General features: G+C 35.8%; 17 protein-coding genes. 3 read left to right on the top strand and 14 right to left on the bottom strand.

The genetic code is table 11. From position 1 onward, the window contains the following. Positions 1–28 precede the first annotated feature (28 nt). The 5 genes from RHP49_01655 to RHP49_01635 all read right to left on the bottom strand — a co-directional run bounded on the left by RHP49_01655 (position 29) and on the right by RHP49_01635 (position 5688). The gene (locus RHP49_01655; GenBank protein WNH12970.1) at positions 29–1408 is read right to left on the bottom strand and encodes a putative oxidoreductase C-terminal domain-containing protein; all 1380 of its coding nucleotides are present in this window, start codon (positions 1406–1408) and stop codon (positions 29–31) included. 179 nt (positions 1409–1587) lie between these two features. Then, complete coding sequence (locus RHP49_01650; GenBank protein WNH12969.1) at positions 1588–2964, bottom strand: Gfo/Idh/MocA family oxidoreductase; 1377 nt, start codon at positions 2962–2964, stop codon at positions 1588–1590. Between the two features lie 43 nt (positions 2965–3007). After that, complete coding sequence (locus tag RHP49_01645) at positions 3008–4201, bottom strand: PmoA family protein (GenBank protein WNH12968.1); 1194 nt, start codon at positions 4199–4201, stop codon at positions 3008–3010. A 265-nt stretch (positions 4202–4466) separates the two neighbouring features. Beyond that, positions 4467–5273, bottom strand: coding sequence for an IS3 family transposase (locus RHP49_01640; protein WNH14363.1), 807 nt, complete (start codon positions 5271–5273; stop codon positions 4467–4469). Positions 5274–5331: 58 nt separating this feature from the next. Then, complete coding sequence (locus RHP49_01635) at positions 5332–5688, bottom strand: transposase (GenBank protein ID WNH12967.1); 357 nt, start codon at positions 5686–5688, stop codon at positions 5332–5334. Positions 5689–6014: 326 nt separating this feature from the next. Between RHP49_01635 and RHP49_01630 the strand changes: the two genes are divergently transcribed. Both RHP49_01630 and RHP49_01625 read left to right on the top strand, forming a co-directional pair. Further along, complete coding sequence (locus RHP49_01630; protein ID WNH12966.1) at positions 6015–6899, top strand: hypothetical protein; 885 nt, start codon at positions 6015–6017, stop codon at positions 6897–6899. A gap of 105 nt (positions 6900–7004) precedes the next feature. Beyond that, positions 7005–8999: a glycosyl hydrolase 53 family protein gene (locus RHP49_01625; GenBank protein ID WNH12965.1), complete on the top strand. Its 1995-nt coding sequence runs from the start codon at positions 7005–7007 to the stop codon at positions 8997–8999. A 161-nt stretch (positions 9000–9160) separates the two neighbouring features. Here RHP49_01625 and RHP49_01620 read toward each other — a convergent pair whose 3' ends face one another. From RHP49_01620 to RHP49_01590, 7 genes are all read right to left on the bottom strand, one after another. Then, positions 9161–9382, bottom strand: coding sequence for a hypothetical protein (locus RHP49_01620; protein WNH12964.1), 222 nt, complete (start codon positions 9380–9382; stop codon positions 9161–9163). Positions 9383–9481: 99 nt separating this feature from the next. Next, the gene (locus RHP49_01615) at positions 9482–11092 is read right to left on the bottom strand and encodes a family 43 glycosylhydrolase (GenBank protein WNH12963.1); all 1611 of its coding nucleotides are present in this window, start codon (positions 11090–11092) and stop codon (positions 9482–9484) included. A 40-nt stretch (positions 11093–11132) separates the two neighbouring features. Beyond that, on the bottom strand, positions 11133–13667 hold the full coding sequence (locus RHP49_01610) for a glycoside hydrolase family 2 TIM barrel-domain containing protein (GenBank protein ID WNH12962.1): 2535 nt from the start codon (positions 13665–13667) through the stop codon (positions 11133–11135). A gap of 353 nt (positions 13668–14020) precedes the next feature. Beyond that, entirely contained in the window at positions 14021–15091 is a 1071-nt protein-coding gene (locus tag RHP49_01605) for a family 43 glycosylhydrolase (GenBank protein ID WNH12961.1), read from the bottom strand. Between the two features lie 70 nt (positions 15092–15161). Next, positions 15162–17570: a glycoside hydrolase family 2 TIM barrel-domain containing protein gene (locus RHP49_01600; GenBank protein ID WNH12960.1), complete on the bottom strand. Its 2409-nt coding sequence runs from the start codon at positions 17568–17570 to the stop codon at positions 15162–15164. A 66-nt stretch (positions 17571–17636) separates the two neighbouring features. After that, on the bottom strand, positions 17637–18482 hold the full coding sequence (locus RHP49_01595; GenBank protein WNH12959.1) for an alpha/beta hydrolase: 846 nt from the start codon (positions 18480–18482) through the stop codon (positions 17637–17639). Positions 18483–18488: 6 nt separating this feature from the next. Beyond that, a complete protein-coding gene (locus RHP49_01590) occupies positions 18489–19457 on the bottom strand; it encodes an alpha/beta hydrolase (GenBank protein ID WNH12958.1) in 969 nt (322 codons plus the stop codon). A 464-nt stretch (positions 19458–19921) separates the two neighbouring features. Here RHP49_01590 and RHP49_01585 point away from each other — a divergent pair, with 464 nt between their 5' ends. Further along, positions 19922–23737 carry an ATP-binding protein gene (locus RHP49_01585; protein ID WNH12957.1) on the top strand — a complete coding sequence of 1272 codons (3816 nt, stop codon included), beginning with the start codon at positions 19922–19924 and terminating at the stop codon, positions 23735–23737. A 321-nt stretch (positions 23738–24058) separates the two neighbouring features. Here RHP49_01585 and RHP49_01580 read toward each other — a convergent pair whose 3' ends face one another. Both RHP49_01580 and RHP49_01575 read right to left on the bottom strand, forming a co-directional pair. Continuing rightward, the gene (locus RHP49_01580) at positions 24059–24247 is read right to left on the bottom strand and encodes a hypothetical protein (GenBank protein ID WNH12956.1); all 189 of its coding nucleotides are present in this window, start codon (positions 24245–24247) and stop codon (positions 24059–24061) included. A gap of 199 nt (positions 24248–24446) precedes the next feature. Further along, positions 24447–26012, bottom strand: a complete 1566-nt coding sequence (locus tag RHP49_01575; GenBank protein WNH12955.1) for a carboxylesterase family protein — start codon at positions 26010–26012, stop codon at positions 24447–24449. Between the last annotated feature and the right edge of the window lie 42 nt (positions 26013–26054).

Genomic DNA, 26054 nt, shown 5'->3' with positions numbered 1-26054 from the left:
AAGTTATGTAGCCTTATTTCAGGACGGGTCAGTTTTGGGCTGCCATTTTATAGGCCTCAATATTTGTGTAATATTTGGCTATCATATTAGGTACTTCCCATTCCGGAAGCTTGCCTGATTCTAAATATTTTAGGTAATTTTCAGTAACCTGTGCAAAATGTGCTTCATGACCTATTTTAAATGAATCGGGTATTTTAATTCTCCATTGGGTATTGGAAATCTTTTCAGCGGTTATTCCCGGAAATTCTTTTGCGATTTTGTTTTTTAAAGCGTCATTTAGAACAGTTTCAAAATCTTCCCCATTTTTGGTTTCTATATATAGGGTTGGTTTAAAATTTTCTTCCTTTCCTTGTTTAATAATAAGGTTGCTTTTTGTTCCTCTCATTATACTGTAATGTGTGTCTCCCGTGCCTTCTGGCGCCTGATAGTTCCAAATCACAGAAACTTTTGCGTGCTTACCGTTAATTTTATAAATCATTTCGCCATTACAGTACACATGTAATTTTCCATCTTTAACGTCTTTTTTAAGGTAATCAGGAAAACCTTCCTGTCCTGTAACCTTTTGAAACGCTTCTTTACTTAAAACGGTAGCCCACCGTTTAGCATGTAACATTTCTATATTAGAAGTATCGATAATTTGATTTGAGAACGCTTCCCATTGCACTAAATCCACCAAATGTGTAGTGACATCTACGATACCCTCACCTTCTTCATTAACATCGAAAAACCAAGCAGGGCGCACCAAGGGTTTACTAGAAACATATTTAAAAAAATGATGTATGCTTTCTTTGCTAATAGCTGGATCTGCAACTGTGCCTTCTACTAACGAACCAAAAACCGAAAACTCTTTTGAAAACAGCTTTTGGAGTACAGTAGTAGACTCAAAGCGTTCAGTCATAATATCATAAATTAACACCCCTTTTTCCTTAGCAATCTTAAACGCTTCTTTAAGTTTATTAAACCCTTCAGGATTTATCACCAAAGGTTTATCGGCATATACATTTAATCCTGCTTTTACCGCGGCTAGGATATAATCTATTTTTTTAGAGTTTTTCCCTGCTACTACCATGACATTCCCAGGCTTTTCATCCAGCATTTTTTTTAAGTAATTATCGCTTAAAGATGTTTCTACAGTCCATTTTGTAGGCGCCACTTCGCTAGAATTATAAGCTTCTATCTTATTTAAAAAATACTGCACTTCAGCCCCTTCTGGTGCAAAAACATAAATTTTTGGATCTACTTGGGCGTACATGGTTTTTTGAACTAACGCTGCATGAAAATGTCCGGGATCCAGTGTCATTAACTTAACCTTTTTGTGAACGTTCTCTTGAACCACTTTTTCTAACGGCTTCTTTTTGGTACAGGACATACTTAAATACAACAACACTATTAATACTTGGTATTTCATCTTTATTGTTTATAATAGAATAATATCAAAGCTATTTAAAAAGCAAGATTTTCGTCAACCTGAATTTATTTCAGGTTTTCATAACAACTACATGGTCAATAATACTCGATTCTGAAATAAATTTAGAATGATGGCTTATGGTTCTTTTCAATCTCTTCTTTTCAACACTTTTTGTCAATTTATAGTTTCACATAATCGGTACCATAAGGTTTTCGCTGCTCTCTGCGTAACATGGTATTTGCATCATTATCATTAATAAATACTTCATTTTCGGGATCCCACTGTAATTTTCTGTCAAGCTGCATTGCAATATCACTTATCAAACAAATAGCACAAGCTTTATGTCCTTTTTCTATTGAAGAAATGGGCTGTTTTCTGGTTTTTATACAGTCTAACCAATTACCATGTTGATCGTCTATTTTCTCTAGATGTATTTCGCTCTCTCCAATTACAGATTCTAATATTTTTGGATTGGAAGCATTCAAAGCTGTAGCACTTTTTTCCTTATCAACAGGGTCGGTCGCTGAAGCTGTATATGCCCCTCGGGACACAAAAATCCATCCATCTTCTCCAATATATTTAATCCCATTGGTGTAACCTCCACTGGTATATACTTCTATACCATTATCATATTCATGCTTCACAAAGAAATCTCCGTGAACGTTCCACAATCCTGACTTTGGAAACTCAGCCAAAGCCTCAACCGAAATCGGTCCAGAAAGCTCTGTATTCATTCCCCAGGCAGCAGAATCATAATGATGTTGTCCCCAGCCAGTAATCATACCTGCTCCGTAATTTCTTTGACGTAACCAGCCTGGTCTGTTATACCCGTCTTGAGGATGAACTCCTATTTCTGTATATGGCACGTTTGGTGTAGATCCTAGCCACATATCAAAATTTAAGTTTGATGGAATAGGCATTTCAGGCGCTTCTGGACCTGCAGGGTCACCCGGAAGACCAATCTTAACCGTATGTAGATTTCCTATGCGCCCATTTCGCACTAATTCTGCAGCATAGCGAAACTGGGGCATGGCTCGCTGTTGTGTACCTACTTGTAAAATAGAGCCGGTCTTTTTTACAACATCACGCAGCTGTTGTCCTTCCTTTACAGTTAAAGACGTTGGTTTTTGTAAATAAATATCTTTTCCAGCCAAAGCCGCTTCCATAGCAGGTTGAGAATGCCAATGGTCTGGTGTGCTTATTACAACAGCATCAATATCCTTATTTAATAGCATTTCTCGATAATCCTCATACACTCTGGTATCCATATAATTATCTTTCCCTGTCTTTTTCTTGTAAAAACCATCAACTAAATTCTTAGCATCTAACACCCGTTTAGAATCTACATCACAAACAGCTACGAATCTTGCCTCATCAAAACGAATTGTATCATATATATCATGTGAACGTGCAATACGGCCACAACCAATTTGCCCGATATTGATTTTGTTACTAGGAGCATTTTTCCCTAAAACATGTGCCGGCACTATGGAAGGGAACCCTACCATGGCAACGGTTCCTAATGCTGTTTGATTAATAAATTTTCTTCTATTCATTTGTTGTTGATTTTTGAATATTGTTATTAAATGCTTTTTTTACTTAGGGTTTGGCGAATGCCTGCCAATAAGCTTCAGCCTCTTTTGCTGTTAACTTTCCATCAAACACCACCATACGGTATTTAAGACTGTAGGTTTGATTTGGGTCTATTTTCCATTCTTGATGACGGATGGGACAAAACTCAAAAAACATATCGCCCCGACCTTCATTGGCATCTATAGGCCATACACGCATTGGTTCAGGGTGCATTCTATTTTCTGGGTAACTCATAAATAAAATACCATTAACGCCTTCACCCTTGCTGTCTTGACTACTTACAATAGCCCAACGAGCATTAGACCCATCGGCATCTAAACGGGTTTTTCCTTCAGATGTTAATACTTGACAATTATCCTTTTTCCAATGTTCATTAAAACGCATCCCTATACCTCCACCATATCTATATGCCTCAAAAAGAATACCATTTTCTAATGGTGAACTAAAAGATGAGCTATAATCAAACATGTAACGGTCTGGTCTACCGAGATCCCAAACTCGAACTTCTAAACTTTCATTTAGAGCTATTTGAGGAGCCTTTTTAGTTTTTAAGTCTATATGCTCTTGAATCGCATTAAAGCCATTAAACACCGATCCAGTTGTAGTTGATTTAAACTCTTTAAAAAGTACGGTTCCTTGTGCTTCCACAAGATTCCAAAAATCAACACGAGTAGTATCAATTTGCGTATGTGTCCATGGCCCCCAAATACCGTAATGGTGATTATGATCTGGAGGATTAATTCGCGATAACGTATCGCCCTTGGGGGTTAAAACAGGGTGTAGATATCCCGATTTTCTAAATATAGAATCTACGCCCGTTGGCGGATAATGCATCTCGTATCTATACTGTATAACAGGATTGTCTGCTAAGAGTAACTGGAGACTACCTTCCTTTTTTCTTAACTTCATTATATTATCAGGAACCCTATTACCTTGCCTTTTCTCAATAAAGTAATTGATAGATCTGGCGGGTTGATGTACAAACCAGATTTTATTGTTGGCACTATCAATTTGATAAGGTATTTTCTCCTTTTCATTATATAAAGTAAATAAAGATTCATTAGCAAAATCTGGGATATTTAAAGCCACTGGTGTTGCAACCAAACTATTAGCATATTGAATATCTAAATGGTACTCTTGTTTCTTGTTACATGACAATAAAAAGACAACTAAAAGACAACACGAGAATATTTGTTTCATAATATCGATTTTATATTGAAGAATTGTACATAATTGTAATCTTGAATAAACATAATCAAAAAAAGCAAATATCGCAACCGATTGTATGATAATCTGTCAAATAAAACAACAAAATATTAAATTATATTTAGTATTATAACTCTTTTTATGCATGAAAGCCTAAAAACATATATTTAATAAGGTTTTTTAATTGACACAATTAAAAGTTTTATATGATTATTTAAAATGTTTTGTCCTGAAATATGGCTACAGGTTAAAATTGAATTTAGGCTGATAATTTATATACCATATTCGGTGTTTTAAAATCTAAAGATAAGTGTAATCTTATTTCGTTGTATAAATTAATCGCATTTTTTGTGGCTCTTTTCGCGTGATCTATATTTGTAAAGGTTTGGTCGAGATAAAATTCATCTTTAAGAATCCCGTTAACCCTTTCTGCTAGGGCATTTTCATAACAATGGTTTTCTTCAGTCATACTGATATCTATCTTATTTCTTTTCAGGATTTGTGTATATACATTGCTACAATATTGGATACCTCTGTCAGAATGGTGTATGAGTCCTTTGAAGCTTTTAGCTTGATATATAGCCTTGTTAAGAGCTCTCACGCATCCGTTTAGTTCCAGACTATCACTAAGGTCATACCCCACAATTTTCCTTGAATACATATCTGTTATTAAAGCTAGGTAACAAAATCCTTTTACGGTTCTTATATAAGTAATGTCAGACACCCAAACCTGATTAGATTTAGAAACCTCTACATCTTTTATAATGTTTTTGTACTTATAAAAACGATGCAGTGAGTTTGTTGTTCTGGAACTATATTTCTTTCTAAGTGTAAGCATTTGATGTTTTCTAAGGACATTAAACAGTGTATCTCTACCGACTTTAAGGTTAGCTTTGGTAAACTCATCATCTAATGATTTAACCAGTTTACGCACGCCTTCTCTAGGCAGGGATTTGCGTCTTTTCATTATAATCTCAATAATCGGCTGTTCTAGTTTTAAACGCTTATCAGCTCTGTTTTTATACTTATAGTATGCATTGCGTTTAAGCCCAAAACAATGGGTTATAGTAGATAAAGAAGCAAATCCCTTAGCTTTTTGCTTAGCCTTTATTAAGGCTTTATACTTAGCTTTTTTTTAGTTCAGCAACAGATTTGTAGCCCAGATCTTCTGCAGCTACTTCCAGATAAGAATCCAATACCAAGGCATCCAGATCCTTTTTTAAGAGTAGTTTTTTAAGCTGTTCAATTTCCTTTTGAAGTGCTTTAATTCTAGATATTTCGTCTTTTGTTTCCACTTTTACTCTGGTGTTCATGAGGTCTTTACGGTTGTACTTCCTGATCCATTCATTTACGGTTGTTGGTGCAATAGAATAGAGTTTCCCCAATTGGTTTTTGTTTAGTTTGCCGGTTGTGATTTCGTCTAAAATTTTCAGTTTAAAAGGTTCTGAATACCGTCTGATTACTTTGTCGTTTTTGTACATAATGTTTAAAATTATGTAGCCTTATTTCAGGACGGGTCAAAATTATAAGTTAAGATTAGAAGCGGAGTTATTGATCTTTGGATGGATAGAAACTTGGAAAAATAATAATAGAAGACATCCCTTTTTAGTAAGTAAAACTATAAGGGAATTGAATTAGAGATGTATTACCTTAAACTAGCAGCTTAGTTATTCAACTAATTGTCCTGTTTTTGTTGCAAGTCCAGTCCATGTCCATTTTATTTTTTAAACTGTCCAATATAGATTATCCAAAAACTGTTAATACATTAATTTTGTTCTACTCTGCAAATTCTAATTAAACTGTATTTATGAAAAAATCAATTATAACTTTTTTAATAATATGTATATCGATTAATTATGCTCTTTCTCAAGAGAAATCTTTCAGGTTAATTGAAGATGGCGGAACAGGTGAATTTAAAGCAATTATGGAAAGTGATCCTTCTCTTGTAACACATACGTTGTTCAGACCTCAAAATTTAAAGGTATTTAAAGGTGAAAATAGATTGCCAATTATAGCTTGGGGAAATGGAGCATGTGCCAATTCACCATGGGAACATTTAAATTTTTTAAATGAAGTGGCTTCTCATGGTTTCTTAGTAATTGCAATTGGTCCAATGCCGCAGGAAGGCGAAAAAGGACAAGGGAAATCACAGCCATCTCAAATGTTGGATGCCATTAATTGGGCAATTGCCCAAAATAATGATAAAGGAAGTCCTTACTACAAAAAGTTAGATGTCGACAATATTGCTGTAAGTGGTATGTCATGCGGAGGTTTGCAAACACTGGCTGTAGCCGATGATCCTCGTATCAAAACCGTGATTGTATGTAACAGTGGAATACTACCTCCTCCAGGAATTGGAATTCCAGGAATGCCGACCCTATTAAAATCACAGCTCGATAAAATTCACACTCCAACTTTATATTTGTTAGGTGGAGAAAAAGACATTGCTTACAAAAATGGTATGGATGATTATAAACGTATAAACCACGTACCAGTTTTTGTGGCTAATATGGATGTCGGACATGCAGGAACTTACATGCAACCTTATGGCGGAGAATTTGCACGTGTTGCAACAGCTTGGTATTTATGGCAGTTAAAAGGTGATCAGGAAGCAGCAAAGTTATTTTCAGGTTCTCCTTGTCAATTGGCTAAATCAGATATATGGACCATTCAAAAAAAGAACCTACCATAGAAAGAACAAATATCATTAAACTTAAGCAACTTCATGTTAAAATTCGCATAAATACTTTTATGTAAACATTGTAACTTTTAAATAACTAATTACTAATCTTATATTATGAAAACTAAGTCGTATTTAATTCAGCCAACAAATGTACTTGTCCTTTTATTTTTTTTGTTGGTTGTTTTATTAAATAGCAGTTGCGCTACTAAACCTTCTCCTTTTAGTATTGGAGCCGACATTTCCTTTATCCCTCAAATGGAAGCAAGAGGAGCTGCATATTATGATTCTAATAATGTTAAAAAGGATATCTGTTTAATTATGGCAGAAAATAACTTTGATAATATTCGACTCCGAATATTTGTTAATCCTGAAGCTGAAAACGGCTATTCAAAAGGTGGTTTTTGTGATCTCGACCATACCATCGCCATGGCTAAGCGTATAAAAGCTGCTGGGATGAAATTCACGCTTGATTTTCACTATAGTGATACTTGGGCCGATCCAGATAAGCAATTCAAACCTTTGGCTTGGGAAGGACTAACAGAAGAAGCACTCGAAAACCAATTATATGAACATACCAAAGACGCTTTAAATAAATTTGTAAAAGCTAATGTAGCTCCTGACATTGTGCAGGTTGGTAATGAAATAAGTCATGGAATGGTTTGGCCTGATGCTAAGGTGATGGACAATGCAACCGAAGAAGATTGGGAGTCATTGATGGGCCTCTACATTGCAGGTCAGAAAGCCGTTCGTGAAATATTGCCAGGAGCACAATTAATGGTACATCTTGCTTTAGGTGGTCAAAATAAACTTTGCCGTGAATTTCTTGATAAAATGAATAAATATGGAGCTGAATTCGACATTGTTGGTTTGTCGTATTATGAAAAATGGCACGGAACTTACAACGATTTAAAAATAAACCTTTACGATCTTGCTGCTACTTACAATAAGCCAGTTAGTGTTTGTGAATATAGTGCAGGTAAGAATAACATTAAAGTTATTAACGACATTGTGCGTTCGGTACCAAATGGCTTAGGTTATGGTACAATGGCATGGGAACCAGGTAGAGCTCTTTTCAATCGTGAAGGAAAAGCTTCGACCGAAATATTTGCAATCTACAAAGAGATTAGAAGCAACTATTCAAAGCAAAAAACTCAGCCAGTTGTCGCTCCTCCCTTTGATAGAAAATTAAATATTGAAAAGCCAATTATTGGTGCTGATATTTCATTTGTTCCACAAGAAAAAGCCAGAGGAAAGAAGTATTCAGACAATGGCATTCAGAAGGATGTTATGGGAATTCTAAAAGACAACAAGTTTAATTGGATTCGATTACGTTTGTTTGTTGACCCGACTGCAGAGAATGGTTATTCTAAAGAGGGCTATTGCGGTATAGATAGTACTTTAGCAATGGCCAAACGCATTAAAGCTGTAGGTTTGAATTTTCTATTGGACTTTCATTATAGTGATACATGGGCCGATCCTGCAAAACAATTCACCCCAGCAGCATGGTCTAATTTACATGGCTCAGCATTAGAAGGAAAAATCTATAGTTACACTCAGGAAACAGTGCAAAGGTTTATTGATGAAGGGGTACGGCCTGAAATGATTCAAATTGGTAATGAAATCCATAATGGCATGTTGTGGCCAAGTGGAAAAATAACCGAAAAATCGGCTGAGTCGTTTTGTGTTCTATTACGTTGTGCAAGTGCTGCTGTTCGATCCGTTGATCCAAGCATTAATTTAATGGTTCATATTGCTAAAGCACACGATTTAAGCAACTCTGTTAAGTTCTTTGATAAAATTATTAGTCGCGATGTAAAATTCGATATAATAGGTCAATCTTATTATCCTGAATGGCATGGCAATTTAGATAATATGGAATCGAACATGATTGAATTGGCTAATCGCTACAAAAAGCCAATCGTTATTGTAGAATACAAAGAGCATAAAAAAGAAGTCAACGACATCGTGAAGAATCTGCCGAATGGATTAGGTTTAGGGACATTTATATGGGAAGCAACCTCTCCACATTGGGGAAATCTTTTTAATAGAGATGGTTCCACCAATGAGCATATGAAAATATATCCTGAGTTTCACAAAAATTATAATTGATAAAAAACTTATAGTTTCGTTTGACGTTTAAATAGAATTTGAACTAGACATATATAACCATAAATGAGTAGCTTAGTCATTTAACTAATTGTCTAGTTTTTTGTTGCAAGTCCAGTCTTCCGGTACCAGACAATGCCTGTTGACAGATCAACAATATTCTTTTATAAAGGCTTCCTCCTGATTCCATGCATATGGAAGAGTAATTTCTTTCCACTCGGAATCATCAAAACTTGGTTTTTTTCTGCTCCGTTTATATCGCCAACATACAATTTCCAATCGGGATTGAAATTATAGCGTGTAGGTTGTGCATTTGTATTCAGGTGAAAGGTAAAACCAATGAGTACAATCAATATTACATTAATAATACCAGTATTTGAATTCATCTTTAATACGTTCAGTTTGGTTATAATTTTTTCTGATATTGCTATTTTACTTCCTAATATTTAGAGTCTTTGTATAAGATTACGATTTATTGTTAATAATTAATTTGCTTTTAATAAAGTAACATCATCAACTAGGCAGAAAGCGCGAGCTTTTCCATCGGCAAGAAAACCAATTTCAACCTCGTTATCTTTAACTTTAATTCCTTCGAGAGTAATGGTTGCCCAGTTATCATTTTCTTCTTTAACAGTTATCTTGAAATGCTTTTTACCCGATTTAGCATACATTTCAAGCTTATTGAAATTGCCACTGTTTTTAATTTTTGCAGTAAGAGTATAAGTAGCATTTGGAAATTCTACGTGCGGAGATGAAGAGATAACCTGGTGCACCTGACGCGTAAAGTCAACCTGATCGCTCATATTCAAACTTCTTTCGCCAATTACTACTTTACGTTCTTCTTCGGTATTTGCATGATTTAGTTTTGGCGAATTTGGCTCTAGTGAAACTTCGGTACCTTGTATGATTGTGGTTTCCCAACCTCTTAATCGGGTTTGTACGGGTTTTTTGGAACTTGGCATTTCTTTTCTGTCGGCTTCGAAGCTGGCGTTGTTTACCCAGTTGTTGTCGTCTGCCACTTCCCATTCACCGGTTTCGGCATCAAGATTCCATGAATTGAGCGAGTTAAAATAAGGCACATCGCCATTGAACGATAGCGGGCACCATTGGTTATAGCCTAAACCATTTCCGGCAAAATCGGCCCAACGATCACCACAGAAAACTACAGTTTCTTCTTTGCTTCCTCTAACTGTGACAAAAAATCCGGTTTGTGAAATGTGGGCATAATCATCTTCTACACCTGGAATTACCTGCATATCGTTGGTAGGGAGATAAGGTCCCATAATATCGTCGGATACTAAGTAGTAAGCCAATGATCCATCCCATCCATATAACTGTGAAGCTGCAATATAATACTTGCCTTTGTATTTAAACATACAGTTTCCTTCACGACCAGCCCCTTTAAAAACCTGTTTGTAGTCTAATAAAGTTATGGAGTCGTTTTTTATTCCTATCTCGGAAATGTAAATTTTATTTCGTCCTTTTCCATAGCTATAAACCAAATAAGATTTTTCGGTATCGGTATCGGTAAATACGGTTTGGTCTCCTGTGTTTGGAGTTCCAATCCAACTTGTCATGTCTTTTCGGTGTTGCTTCTTGAATGGTCCCAAAGGTGAATCTGCAACAGCAAAAAGCACACTTGAGTTGTATTGAATTATCAATACGTATTGATTAGTTTCTTTTACATATGCGACTCCCATACGACCCAGCCATCCCCAACTTCGTTGTGAGCCATCAAAGACTTCTTCTTTTTTTAATACATGACCTTCGGCTTTCCAATTAACTAAATCGGTAGAGGAGTAGCAGGTCACACCTTCGAAAGAATTACGAGGTTGTGTTGTAGAATAATCTTCTCGGTAAAGCTCGGCCTCTTTGTAATGTACACCATACCAAAAGTATTTTATTTCTCCAGTTTCGGGATGTGGAAATTGAAAAATACCGCCACCCTGGCTGTAAATGGGGTCCCCGTTTTGAGTATTCCAAAAACTGTCGTTTTTAATATTGTTCGTTTGTGCTGAAGCACATATTCCACCCATAAATAAAATGGTAAGCACAGCAAGAATTATTTTAGGGATTTTGAAATTTGAGGTTTTCATAATGAAAGAATTTTATTTTTTATTTAGCTTACTTTTAATTTTACAATTCTGTTTTTAATTCAACTTTAGCCTTTTTCAGTCCGTCTGAAGTTGCTAGTACATTTACTTTTCCTTCAACATTCTCTTTTGATCTGATGATCAACATTGCTTTACCATAAAAAAGCTTTCGATAGTTGGTAATGTAAGGTTCAAGGGATTGAGGATTTCCATTTCCAACGGCTACAATTTCTCCTGCTCCTGTAACTTCAAAGTCAATTTTATTTTCGGCCAATGGGCAAAGGTTTCCATCTTTATCGTAGGCTTCTACCATAACGAAACTTAAATCCTCACCATCAGCATCAATTATGCTTCGGTCGGGGGTTAATTTTACTGCATAAGGTTCACCTGCAGTATTGATAATTTTTTCACCAATCACTTTTCCCTCTTTGTAAGCCACTGCTTTTAATTCTCCTGATTCATACAAAACATTCATCCACATTAAGCGGTAACGTTCTTTAGAAGTTAACGATTGTGTTTTTTTTGCTTGTTTTCCCAGCGATTTTCCGTTTAAGAACAATTCAGCTTCGTCGCCATTGGTATATATAAATACAGGAATAGTGTCTCCTTCATTTCCTTTCCAATTCCAATGCGGTAGAATGTGAACCATGTCGTAATCGGGGCGCCAATAACTCTGGTAAAGATAAAAGCGGTCTTTTGGCATTCCACAAAGGTCAACGATTCCAAAGTAAGAACTGCGTGCAGAATTAATAGGTGTTGGTTCACCCAAATAATCGAAGCCTGTCCAAACAAATTCTCCAGCTATATAGCTGTCGTTTTCCTGCCACAAAAAGTCATCATCTAAAACTTCGGCCCACCAAGGAGCTTCGACATCGTATGAGCTTACTTGTGTTCTTCGTGCTTCTCTTCCATTGTTAACAAAATAAGCATTATCAGCTGTTACATTTCTGTTTCGTCTTACAGGTACTTTTTTAGAATCTTCAGATTTAGGGATATTGCTATGATAATCGCTACTGCTTCGTTGTTTTATTGGTTCAAAGAAATCTTTAGGAATATTTAAATCGTAATATCCGCGAGTACTAACGGTTGATGCCGATTCGCTAATGATTACACTTTTATCAGGTGCCATTGTGCGAGCCGGCAACCAGCGCTGACTGTAGTTGTATGCATGGATATCGTAATAATCGAAATGTCGCCAGTGGGCATTTTGATTTTGATCGCAAACCATTGTTACAGGGCGAGTGATGTCGAAACGTTTCACAAAACCAACCATTGCAGCCAACCTTTGTAATCCATAATTGGCATTACCCTGAATATCGCCCATTTCGTTTCCAATACTCCAAATAATTACCGAGGGGTTATTGCGGTCGCGCATAACGAAGTTTTTAATGATTCGTTCGCCAAATTCGTAGAAATTGGTTTCAGGCGTTATATCGGCTTTGTTGTCGTATTTATCAAATGCTTCATTAAATACTAGCAGGCCCATTTTGTCGCATAGTTCAATCAATTCGGGAGCACATATATTATGACTATTTCGAATGGCGTTACACCCCATTTCTTTCATAATTTCGAGTTTGCGTTCCATTGCTCGTTTATTGAAAACTGCACCAAGGGGACCGTTGTCGTGATGTAGGTTTACCCCTTTTATTTGTACATGTTTGTCATTCAGAAAAAAACCATCGTTGGCAGTAAATTCAAATGATCTGAAACCAAATGGAGTTTCATCAGAGTTTACAAGCTCACCATCGATTAATACATCGGTTCTTAGTGTATACAATATCGGGTTCTCAAGATCCCATAAATTGGGTCGAGTGATGGTCATCCAGGAATCAAATTCTCGTGATCCATTTGGAGAAACTATTCTTTCCCGAGTCCTGAAATGTTCAATTTCTTTTCCTTCAGGACTGATGACTGTTGTAAGTACGGTAACTTTTTTATCTTCATTCTCAAGGTTTTTAATGTTGGTTAATACACGCATTTCGGCGTAAGCTTCTTTAACAACGGGTGTTGTAATGTAGGACCCCCAAATTTCTTTATGCACCTTGTTACATACCATCATTTCCACCTTTCTGTACATACCTGCACCCGGATACCAGCGGCTTCCGTGATTTCGAGTATCAACATAAACTGCGATGGTATTTTCTTCTCCGAAATTTACAAAGTCAGAAATATTAAGGTAGAAAGTACTGTAACCATAATCCCATTTTCCTGCAAGTTTTCCGTTCACATAAATTTTAGGAGACGACATGATGCCGTCGAATTTCACATAAACAACTTTTCCCTGATCTTCGGCATTTACTTCGAAGGTTTTACGATACCAACCTTCGCCTTGCCATGGCAATTTTCCGGTGCCTCCATTACCATCGGGATCGAAAGGACCAGCTATTGCCCAGTCGTGTGGGATTTTTACATTTTCCCACGATGAGTCGTCAAAACTTTCCGAATTTGCATTTTCCGGATTTCCTTTAGTGAATTTCCAATCTTTGTTAAAGTTCACCCAATCACTCGAAAATACCTGATGTGTATTTAAACAAACCGAAATAAAAGTTAATAATACAGTTTTAAACAACTTATTCATTTTATTAGATTTAATTTAGTTAGTCAAAAGCTTAAAATTTTCATAGTTAAAAATATAAAGCCGTCTTTTCCTATTTTTTGCAATAGATTGAAACAATTAGTTTTTTTAGTTAAACTGCAATACTTTTCAAATCTGTATTAATATTTAATCCTTTTAAGGTTCGGCGTTACAAATAAAAATAGTATTGTTTAACTAGGCGTATTTCTAAGTTATCGGGCTTCAAGTTTTAGAGTGCTTCTAAAGTTCATCAATCACTTCAGTTTTTATAACTCGTCCTAAGCTAAGTTGGCTTAAGGCAAGAAATACTCCTGCCAATCCATTTTTTTCATGCTGTGGTGTTTTTATAGATAACCTTATTCTTCAATTTCTTTATTTGGATTTACCTTCACGTCAGCCTTTTTCTTAAAAACGACTGTTGGCCATTCGGCTCTATCCCAGGTTATTTCTTTTACAACAAGTTTTGATCGTCCACGATCTTTTTTATCGTAACCATGAGAAATAAACCAGGTCTTACCATCGAAATCGTAAACAGCACAGTGACCAATTCCGGCATAGTCCTCGTTGGGACCTGCAACGTAAGTACCTCCGCCAGCATACATGGGAACCCCATCTTTATCGAAATATGGGCCGCGAATATCGCGCGATCTTCCAACTATGGTTTCGTAGGTACTGTCCAATCCTCTGCAGCAGTAGCCAACAGAAACAAATAAATAGTAATATTGATGTCTGCGGTAAATAAATGGTGCTTCAATGGTGCCATCTCCTGGGTCGGTATCAGGCATTCCAAACGTACGTTCTTGCTTAGCAATGGTATACCACTCCTGTGGTTCAGCTAAAGCGGTCATGGTGGAATCAAGTTTTACTAACTTAATACCTCCCCAGAATGATCCAAAACTTAACCATCCGGTACTCTTTCCTCCCCAAGCTCTTTCGAAGTATACATTTGCATCGATGGCATTCCAGAAATCACGACCAGGAATAGATTGTAGTATCTTTCCCTGATCTTCCCATTTGTAATCAGGAGAATCTTGATTTAGGGTTTTATTAGTCATTACGCCAATTGCAGAAGTGTTTTTAGCAAATGCTGATGGCGAATAATATAAATAATAAGTGTCATTGAGAAACTGAATATCAGGAGCCCAAAACCCACCTCTGTATCCAGAGATTATATCATCGGTAACCCATTCCAATTTACTAGGAACTCGTTTTAAATTTGTCCAGTTTTCTAAATCGGTACTTTTGGACATACCGCCACCTGTAAGAAATAGATAGAAAGTACTATCTTGTTTAATCATTACAGGATCATGAGCATCAAAATCTCCTAATTTTACTGTTTTAGGTCGTTGTGGTTGTGCGTTTATAAATATTGATGTGACCAACAAAACAATAATTAACAACAAGTTTTTACATTTTTTAAAATTCATATATATTCTTTTTTAGTATTCAGGATATAGGTTTATTTGCACATGGTTTTCACGATAGCCTATAGTATTACTAATCAATTTTTAGCTCAACCGATTTTAATAATGGAGAAGATAAGCTTACTGATATGGGAGTATTGTTTTCCTCTTTTTTGACATATATTAACAGCTTGCCATTGATACAACGATGTTTACTATCAAGATAGTTTTCGGCAACATTGGTTGAAGCATTCTCCATTCCTAGTAATTCACCTCCGTTAACACGACAAGTTATTTCATTATCTGCCAGGATTGACGGATTGCCATTGGTGTCAAGTATTTCAACTTTTATTTGTCTAATCAGTTCGTTATCAGTTGGTGTTATTACTTTAGTATTAATAGTAGAAGCTAAGGTATTCGTGACTATGTTGTCTGTAGCCATTTCTTCTCCGTTTTTGAATGCTAAAACTTTTAGTTCACCTTCTTGATAATCAACATCCCAAGCTATTACGCCAGTTTCGATATCGTAAGACTTACGTTCGCCAACGAGTTTCGCATTTAAGTAAAGTTCTGCCTCATCACAATTGGTGTAGCATAATACTTGGATTTTAGATCCTGATTCATAATTCCATATTTTTGGGGCATCGGTTGAGAGTTGATTCCCCCTACGCCTTCTGTTAGGGTTTTCAGTTTTTTTGGTGGTTCCAATGTAAACCATTGGTTCCTTGCTCCATAATGATTGACGGAAATATCCACGGGGCTTTATGTTTCCAGCCAGATCAAGTAAACCTGACGTAAATCCTCTTGATGGCCAAGCATGTGCTTCACCTAAATAATCAACTCCAGTCCAAAGAAACTGGCCAAATATAAACTCTTTATCTTTTACTGATTTCCAAGCTCCCAAATCGTGTCTGTTTTCGCTTCCGTAAAGTACTCTTTCGGGGTACAACTCATGGTCACTGTCATATTTGTATTCAGTATAGTTATAGCCAACAATGTCAAGAACAAAAGGATAGTCAGTATAGTTTGACATTACTGCACCTGCTAAAGCAGCAGTTACCGGACGTGAATTGTCAGCTTCTTTAACAGCAGCAACTAATTCTTTTGCAATATCTCCCAGACGCTCGGCACTTGGATGATCTTCAAGATAGGCTTTTACAGATTGTTGACTTATGCCTTCTTCAGCAAGAATCGGGTGTGTATATGGATCGTTCGGATAATCTACTTCATTTCCAATACTCCACATGATTACCGACGGGTGTTTTCTGTCGCGCATGATTTGGTCTCGTACGTCGCGGACGCTCCATTCCCTGAAGTATTGCGAAGTTCCCTGATGACCTGGTTCTCCACGATTCCATCCTTCAATCCATTTTTTTTTAGGATATTCCCATTCGTCGAAGGCTTCGTCCATCATCACAAAACCCAATTCGTCGCACAATTCATACATATAAGGAGCTTGTGGATTATGACTTGTTCTAATGGCATTAACACCTAAAGTCTTAAGTGTTTTTAATCGTGTACGCCAAACTGATTTCGTTGCTGCTGCACCTAAAACTCCAGCATCATGATGAAGGCATACGCCTTTTAGTTTGGTATTGACACCATTTAATGAGAAACCGGTATTAGGGTCGAACTCTATTTTTCGAAAACCTGCATGAATGCTATTTTCATCAACAAGTTCAGATCCTTTGTAAACTAGGGTTTTTAGTGTGTATAAATATGGTGAATTAATGCTCCATAACTCAGGAGATTTCAATTTCAAAGTTTGGTTAAATTGTGTTACTCCTTTTGCTACCGCACTACCATCCTTTGAAGAGGAAGCGACACGCTGCCCAGCGACATCATATAGTTCGTGCTTAATTTTAAGATTTGACTCCTCGGTTGTGTTTTTGATGGTCGTATTTACTGTTATTATTGCTGAATTATTTTCGATTTCAGCCTGATAGGCTACTCCCCACAAATTAATATGAATTGGGTTTGCATAAACAAGATACACGTCACGGTAAATTCCTGAACCAGTGTACCAACGTGAATCAGCGTCATCGCTGTGATCAACCCGTACAGCAATTGAGTTTGATTCTCCCCATTTAATATATGGAGTTAAATCGTATATAAACGAAATATATCCGTTGGGACGTTTGCCTACCCATTTTCCATTAATAAAAACTTCGCTATTGTTGTAAACACCTTCAAAATAAATGTAAACTTTGTTTCCTTGTTCCGTATTTGGGACTTCGATGTTTTTACGGTACCAAGCAATGCCTCCAGGTAGATAGCCTGTGCAGCTTGACAGTTCAGAACTGGCACTTTGCTTTACAGTCCAGTCATGTGGCAGATCGACAGTAGCCCATTCGCTACAATCCATTTTCTCACGTCCACCATATTGAACATCTCCCAGATTAAAAGACCAGTCATCATTAATATTTTTTCTGCGACCAAAATCTTGTGCAAAAAGATTGATACCTGTAACAACTAATAATATGACTAGGAATACTTTATTCATTAATTTAATTTTTTTATTCATATTTTAGAATTTCAATCTATAAATTTAAATCCGAATTGTATAAATTTAAGGATTCAAATGTTTAGCAAAAAATGTTTCCAATGCGGGTTCTGTAATACTTAAATTTTCGTTATAAGCAACACCATGTTGTCCCTCACATTCAAGGTACTCAATATTTGCTCCTACGACTTTCATTTTTTCAACAAAATCACGAGTTAATTCAGGTCGTACAATGCGATCGTTTGTTCCTTGAATAAGAAACAATGGAGTACCAATTTTTGCTATGTAACCAATTGGCCACCATTCTTTTTTGGCCATTGGAACATCTCTCCCTAATTCTGTTGGAGGAGATCCTGCACCAACCACATTTATTACACTTGAATGTTCATCCCAACCTCCATCACCTTCAAGACCTGCAGATTTTGGAACCATACCTAGCATTAATGCTAAGTGTGCTCCTGCTGAGTGACCATAGGCACCGATTCGATCAGGATCAATGCTTAACTCTTTAGCATGAGCTCGCAACCAGCGAACTGCACATTTTACATCTTCGATACAAGCAGGAAATCCTGCTTCACCAGTAAGTCGATATTCTACATTAATGGTGACATATCCCTTCTGGGCATAATCAACCATCATTTTTTGATATACATCTACCGATTTCGATCCGCCAGCCCATCCACCACCATGAATAATCACAAGTGCCGGACGTATTGTTGCTCCAAAATTTTGAGGCATTGCCAAGTCAAGTTTCCATGCATCACTATTTCCCTCACGATAGGGAATATCTTTTGTAACTGTTATTGTTTTGTATTCTGCTTTGAGTGAATTTGAATTAGGTTGACTATGACCTAAAGTGCTTACTAAAAACATAATCATTATCAAAAGCAGTTTTGGAATATTAGAGTTCATATTTTTTTATTTAATTGTTTGTAAGAATATTTGAATCTCCATCACGGTTCGGTCTAACTCATCATGATGCAGATTATGTCCGGCACCATCAATATGAATCAATTTTATACCTTTTAATCCTTTTACTGCTTCTTCATTTATTTTTCGACTGTCGGGAGACGTATCAGCTTTCAATACAAGTGCAGGGACAGTAATTTTTGATAAAGCATCACCAATATTCATTGTTCCATGCATTGCTTTCCATGCATTATCGTTATATGGTCCATGGTATTGTTTTTTTGATAAAGCCCAACATTGTATATCAACACTATTCCACTTCGGAAAGTCGTTATGGCCTTTTTCAACCAACTCATCAAAGCTATAGTTGTTTTGCTTTACCAGAGTTTCAGGGGGGGCAAACATATTTATAGAAAGTCTTTTTTGTGGTTTTGTAGCTTTCGTTTCAGGCTTCCTGTTGTTTTGTTCAGGTTGTTTCGCCTTTTGATTTTGTGGTCGAGGGTTTAAGGATGCTAGGAAAGGGTCTAACATAATAATCGACTGTGTAAGATCAGGATATTCGGCACCAATACGCATTACTGTTGCTGCTCCCATCGAGTGACCTACAAGAATTGGATCCTCAATGCTCATTGCCTCTACAAATCCTACCACATCTTTTACAAGCGTTTCGCCATCATCGGTATTGGTAAACGGATCAGACAAGCCATGACCACGAGCATCTAGCATATAAACATTATATTCCTTTTGTAACTCTTGAGTTAATGTTGTCCAACAAAGCCCGTTGTCTGTTACACCATGAACCATAATCATTACGGGCTTATCGGGCGCAGGTATTGCATGATAATAATGCACGCGAATACCATTATCATAGACATATCCATCAGACCATCCTTCTGGTATAAGAGGTGGAGTTTGCGCATGCAAAAAAACTGAGAAGAAGATTAAAATGATTAATGACTTTAGAGATAGATTTTTCATTGAATAGTAGATTGTAATAAACTCTCGATAGTTTGAATTAATAAATATCATATTGAACATTATAAAACTGAATAGCTCTTAATACAAATTTATTTCAGTTTTAAATAAATTTCAAGTACAGAATGGACAGAATAGAATATATTTTAGACGTAAATAATAATCGACTAGCAGATATTATATTGCAAATTCACACAAAACAAAGCAGATATAACACTAAATATCTGCTTAATACATGAGAAACTTAGCTTTATATTTGTTATAACTTTATTAAATTCATGGTTACAATTGAAATTTATGTAACTTGATTCCATCGTGATTTAGATTTAACTTTGCTTGTTATGATAATTACACAAAGTATTAATATTACGCCTCAATATTAAATGAATAGTATGCTACGAACGTTTTTGGGTTTTCTTTTTACGGTTTTTACACTGATTTCAATAGGTCAGACAAATAGCTATCATATGTTTGATAATTATAAGCCTAGTATTGAAGCGAATTCTGTTCGTTGCTTTCTTGAGGACCCGCAAGGACTTATATGGGTTGGGACTAATGGAGGTTTATTTAGTTTTGATGGATATAACACCTACCCGCATTCTAAAGGCTTAACTAGTGCAAAAAGTCTAATTAATTGTGCTATACAAATTTCCAATAATTATTTATTATTAGGATCAGAAACAGGTCTTTTACTCTTTAACATTGTCCTTGATGAATTCGAACCATTTCTTGGGGAATTTAAGCAGGATGTTCGTTCGCTTTTACAAATTGGTGATGATATTTGGATTGGATGTACCGAAGGCTTATTTATTTATAACCTTTCAACCAAAGAAATTAAAGAATATTTATTAGATTCTAAGTTGGGTATTAAATTTCAAATGACCTATGCGTTAGCTGAATTTGAAAATTATGTATACCTCGGTGCAAACGGAAAATTTGGAAGGGTTAGTTTGTTGAATAAAAAGTACGAACCATTAGATTCATCGAAAGTAGGAGGAAGCTTTCTAATACATAATTTATTAAAAGACCCTTTAAGAAAATGTGTTTGGATTGGTCGAGGAGGGAGTCTTATAAAATATACACCAGCTACTAAAATTTTCGAATACATAGGCGAGTTTAATGTGGTAAAATCAATGGCACTAGATTATAACAATAACGTTGTTATGGGAACCGATAATGGTCTTTGTATCTATAATGAAAGCGGCCCCCAGTTTATTTTTCACGATTCGCGAAATCCAAAATCATTGGTGAACAACGTTATTTGGTCGGTTTATAAAGATAAATCTGAAAATATATGGCTAGGAACTGATAATGGATTTTCGTTCTCTCCTAAATACAGTCATATGAACATTATACCAATCTACGAAATTACAGGAACGAGTGATGGAAACCAGTTTCATTCCATATATAAAGATAGCTATAACAATTATTGGCTAGGAGGTACTAATGGTTTGACCATGTGCCAAGATAATATAGAAGGTAGTCAACATACCAGTACCTTTAAAATGGGTGGAAGTCAAAATTACATTTCTCATAATCATATTAGAGATGTTTTTGAGGACAAAGATCATACGCTTTGGGTTGCTACAGATTATGGTCTTAATAGATTTAATCGTGATTCAAAGAGTTTTACTAGGTTTTATGTCAACTTTGCAGATAGAAAACAAAATTCAAATTGGGTTTACGATCTAATACATGACTTACAAAACAGGCTATGGATTGCAACTTTTAATGGAGGAATATTTGTAATTGACAAACAAAAATTGTCATCAAATAAATATTCAGCGGAGGCTGATTTGAATTACTCAACGACAAATGGGTTGTCAGGAAATAATGTCGCTTTCATTGTTTCTGATAATGATGACAATATTTGGGCGCTGATCCATAATACAGGAATCGATGTTATTAATAGTGTAACGGAGAATATCCAGCATTTTCCAATTAAACATTATACAAATGGAATCATTCCAAATTATATGCTAATAGGGAGTAAAGGTTATATATGGGCTGGTTTTTCTCAAGGGATAGCAAGAATTAATCCATCGAGTAAAACGGTGAAAATTATCAATTTTGATGGAGTTGATAAAACCGAAGTCTTGGCAATGACTGAAGTAAATAATTCAATATGGGTATCTACAACAAATGGTATTTGGATTATAGACAAAGTAAACCTTTCATCGGATTATATCCCTGTTATTAATAAAACTTTTACCGCTATTCATTTTGATAAAGAGGAAAATAAAGTACTCCTTGGAGGTAATGATTTTATTGGGATTTCAGACCCAAATAAACCAACTCCTATCATTTCGAATAAAATTGTCATTAGTTCAATTCAAATTAACAATCAACCTTATGTTAATCAAACCAATTCACCCACCATCTCATATATTGAAGAGCTGAAACTACCCTATAATCAAAACAATATTAAAATTGAGTTTTCTAATTTGGTTTATTCTGAGGAGAATCGTGCAGCATTTATTTATAAAGTTAATGATGAAGAAGTCTGGAATTCAATTGCATCCGGAGAAAACAGTATTCAACTAAATAAACTTAAACCGGGGCGCTACAACATTTCAATTAGTAAAATGAGCCCTAAAGGTGTTCCTGCAAATGTAATGAAGAGTTTTTTGATTATTATTACTCCTCCATGGTACACAACACATTTAGCGAAAGCATTTTACACGCTATTTATAATTTTATTTTTTTTATGGGTTTACTTTTTTATAACCTCCAAAAACAGAATGAAGTACGAGCAGATTGAAAAGGAAAAAACACTAGAGCAGTCTAAACATAAAATAGCTTTCTTTTCCGATGTAGCACATGAGTTTAAAACCCCTTTGAGTTTAATTATAGCTCCACTCAGTAGGTTAATTGAAAGTACAAAAAATGAAAAGGATAGAAGTGCTTTGGTAATGACCCACCAAAATGCATTGAAGCTTAACGCATTGATACATCAAGCAATAGCCTATTACCGCGATGATAGCAAAGTAAATATTGGTTTGCTTCTTTCAAAAGTTGAATTAGTAAGCTTTCTCCGAACCATTTTTTCGGCACATGAAGAAGTGATGAAATCAAAACAAATTGAGTTTATATTCAATTCTAATATTGATTTGGTTTCCATTAATATTGATACGGTAAAAATGGAATCTGTTTTTAACAACTTGTTTTCAAATGCCTGTAAATTTTCTTCTGCGGGCGATCGTATAATCAGTACTATAGAAGTGGATGAAAAAAATAATTATGTTGAAATTAAGGTGTCAGATACTGGATACGGAATTCCTGCCAAGGATTTGCCTTATATTTTTCAGCGTTTTTACCAATCATCAAATAATACAAAGAAACAAGAAGGAACAGGTATAGGGTTGTTTCTTGTAAAAAACTACGTAGAACTTCATGGAGGAAGCGTTGCTGTTATTTCAGATGTTAATGAAGGAACGACCTTTACCATTACTCTGCCAATCATTTCTTCTGAGGAAAAAGTAAATTCAATAATTCACAAATTAGATGAAGGAAAAGGGGAAAAGCCATTAATTGTGATAGTTGAAGATAATTTGGCTATTGCCGAATTTATATACAATACGTTTATTCAGGAGTTTAGATGTATAATTGCCAACAATGGAAAAACAGGCTTAAAAACTTGTATGGATTTAAAACCTGATATTATTATTTCGGATGTTATGATGCCTGTTATGGATGGATTGGAAATGGCTAAACGGCTAAAAAAGCACATACCAACATCAACCATACCTACCATTTTTCTTACAGCTAAGGATGATAAAGAAACCGAACTAAAAAGTATTGAGCTTAATATTGATGCTTTTATAACGAAACCATTTGATGCCTCTATCTTATATTCGCGAGTCAATCAATTATTAGAAAACAGAATAATTTTTGAAAAGAAAGTACGAATTGAAAAATTAGCATCACCTATAAGACCTCAAATAATCTCAAAGGATGAACAGTTATTGGGAAAAATCACTAAAATTATTGAAGACAATATTGATGATCCAGAATTAAACGTTAAAATGTTATGTGAATTGGCTGATATTCCTTCGAAACAACTTTATCGAAAAATAAAACAACTAACAGGCTTTTCAACAGTAGAATACATTCGTTCTATAAGAATAAAAAAGGCGGCAACTTATTTATCAAATAAAAACTTTACAGTTGCAGAAGTGATGTATATGGTTGGTTTTTCTAATCACTCCTATTTTTCAAAGTGTTTTCATGCTGAATTTGGAAAAACACCTCGCCATTTTTTGGAACAAACGAATAAAGGTTAAAGAATTAAAGTAAATTTAACTGTAATCTCTTTTGATAGAGGTTTTAAGTGCTTGTTGAAAGTAAAAAACCTAAGCTATTTGTAATTTGGAGAAATTATACTAAATCTTAATGGTGATTTAAAAATGAATGTAGCTATACAACGATTTTTTAATTTTTCTACTATTTAGAACACTAAAAAACAGATTAAAAACATCTTTTAATTTTCTTCGGAGAATTTTATAGGCTTTACCTATTTGGTTTTCAACTGTGTTTTTTGAAATGTTTAACTTGTCTGTTATTTGATTGTATTTCAAGTCTTTAAGTTTGAAAAGCATAAAAATTTATTTACATCTTAAAGGAAGTTTATCAATTTCTTCTTTTAGTAGACAGGATTTCTTGTTTAAAAGATGGTTATCTTCTTCTATTATATCAAGTAATAATTTATCTCTAAATTCTTTTAATCTTTTGTTTATGGTTTTTTCTTTTCTAATTAAATCTAAAAAGGTTTGGTAAACAGGTTTTATCAGCAACTTATTTATTAGATAATGAAGGGGGGATATTAGCAAAAAAAATCACTGCAGATGAGTTAGATGCTGAAATGGAAAAAATATTTGATGAGTAGTTCATCAAGGATAATGTTAACCTATAATTTTTTACATTAAAACTGATAATTATCTTGGCGTACTATAATCTATAAGGTACAGCGCGCCAAGATATTTGTATAATTTGTTATTGTCTTGCCCAACCTTGTCCTTCTTCAGTAAATCTCCATTGAAAGTATGAATCCAAAACTTTCATTGCGTTTTCATCTGGAACATCGGATGCATGAGGCTCTTCATTGAGATACATAAGTCGCTGATTTTCCATGGTAAACTTTGGCCAATCGGGTAAACCTTCAGCGTTGGGATGACCATACTTAGTGAAGTTGACCCAGTAACTACTCATGGTTTCAGAAAGGGCTATATCAGCCTTTGCAGTTTGAGGGTTTTCCTTATCCAGTGTCATGAAAACATAGGGAATTTCACTTCCGTGTGGTGAGCCATACCCATACCTTGGTGAATCCTTAGGGAAGTCTTGGTGCTGATCAAAATAATAGAGGAACACGTTTGAATTTCCTGTTTTTGCTTGAAGACGGGCCCATGTCCAAGAATGCCACCCAAAAGCAGCAGCACTGGTGAGATCACGAGCTGATTTAGGCACTGAATTTTCTCCTACAGGAAAGACCGAAAGCAACGTGTCTGCAAACTGACCATAGCGTTGTTGAACTCTGGCGATATGCTCTTCGGGGGTTTTAGCAGTTAGGAAGAATGCACACTCGTCAGAATTATAACCTACCAGTACATCGACATCATTATACTTGCCTTCCTGATACAACTGGTATTGGTCACCGGGTATCACATATCCGTCTACGTTAGGCCATGCGCCGCCCATGCCTGGTTTTATTGGCAGCTCTTCCACTTTAAGCTTACGCAATTCTGCTATGGAAGATACGTTCGCCTCTTCTAAAAAGTCTTTTCCACTTTCTTCAGCCTTTTGTAATGTCTTCATGTTTTCACCAGGATATGTGGTCTCTCTGGTTGGACCGAAGGAACCCCCACTTTGAGAAATGGCACCATGGAACAAGCCTTTGGCTAATGGTGAAGCACACAACATGCTGACCGAAATCCCTCCAGCAGATTCTCCGAAAATGGTAACCTTTTCCGGATCACCTCCAAAACCGGTAATGTTATCTTGTACCCATTGCAAACCTGCAATCTGGTCAAGCAATCCATAATTACCAGAAACCTTTTGTGGGTTTTCGGCGCTCAACTCCGGGTGCGCCAGGAAGCCAAGTTTCCCTACTCTGTAGGCAATACTCACCACGATAACCCCTTTTTGAGCCAAATGCTCACCGGTACATACGGGCTCTGCCGCAGATCCAAAGCTAAATCCACCTCCATATATCCAAACTAACACAGGAAGTTTTTCATTGGTCGATTGAGCTGGTGTCCATACATTCAGATAAAGACAGTCTTCGCTCTTACCCGCAGGTGGTTCGCCATGTTGGTAGGGAGAGGGACCAAATTCTTTGGTCTCTTTTATGCCTTCCCAGTACTCTACAGGTGCTGGGGCTTTCCAACGTAAGTCGCCTACTGGTGGTTTGGCAAAAGGAATTCCTTTAAATACAGTAAGCCCGTTTTCTTTCAATCCTTGAACGGAACCACCAGTAACCTCTACTGTATCCACAGTTTGCTCCATACAAGAAACCATAAGGCTTAAACATAGTAGGGACACAAAAAATTTTATCGTCTTCATTTTGTTAATATTTGATAGTTAGTTTTTATCGAAATCGGTTTG

It is taken from the genome of Flavobacteriaceae bacterium HL-DH10, from assembly GCA_031826515.1.
Taxonomy (GTDB): Bacteria; Bacteroidota; Bacteroidia; order Flavobacteriales; family Flavobacteriaceae; genus Thalassobellus; species Thalassobellus suaedae.
This window is presented reverse-complemented; position numbering and strand designations above follow the sequence as displayed.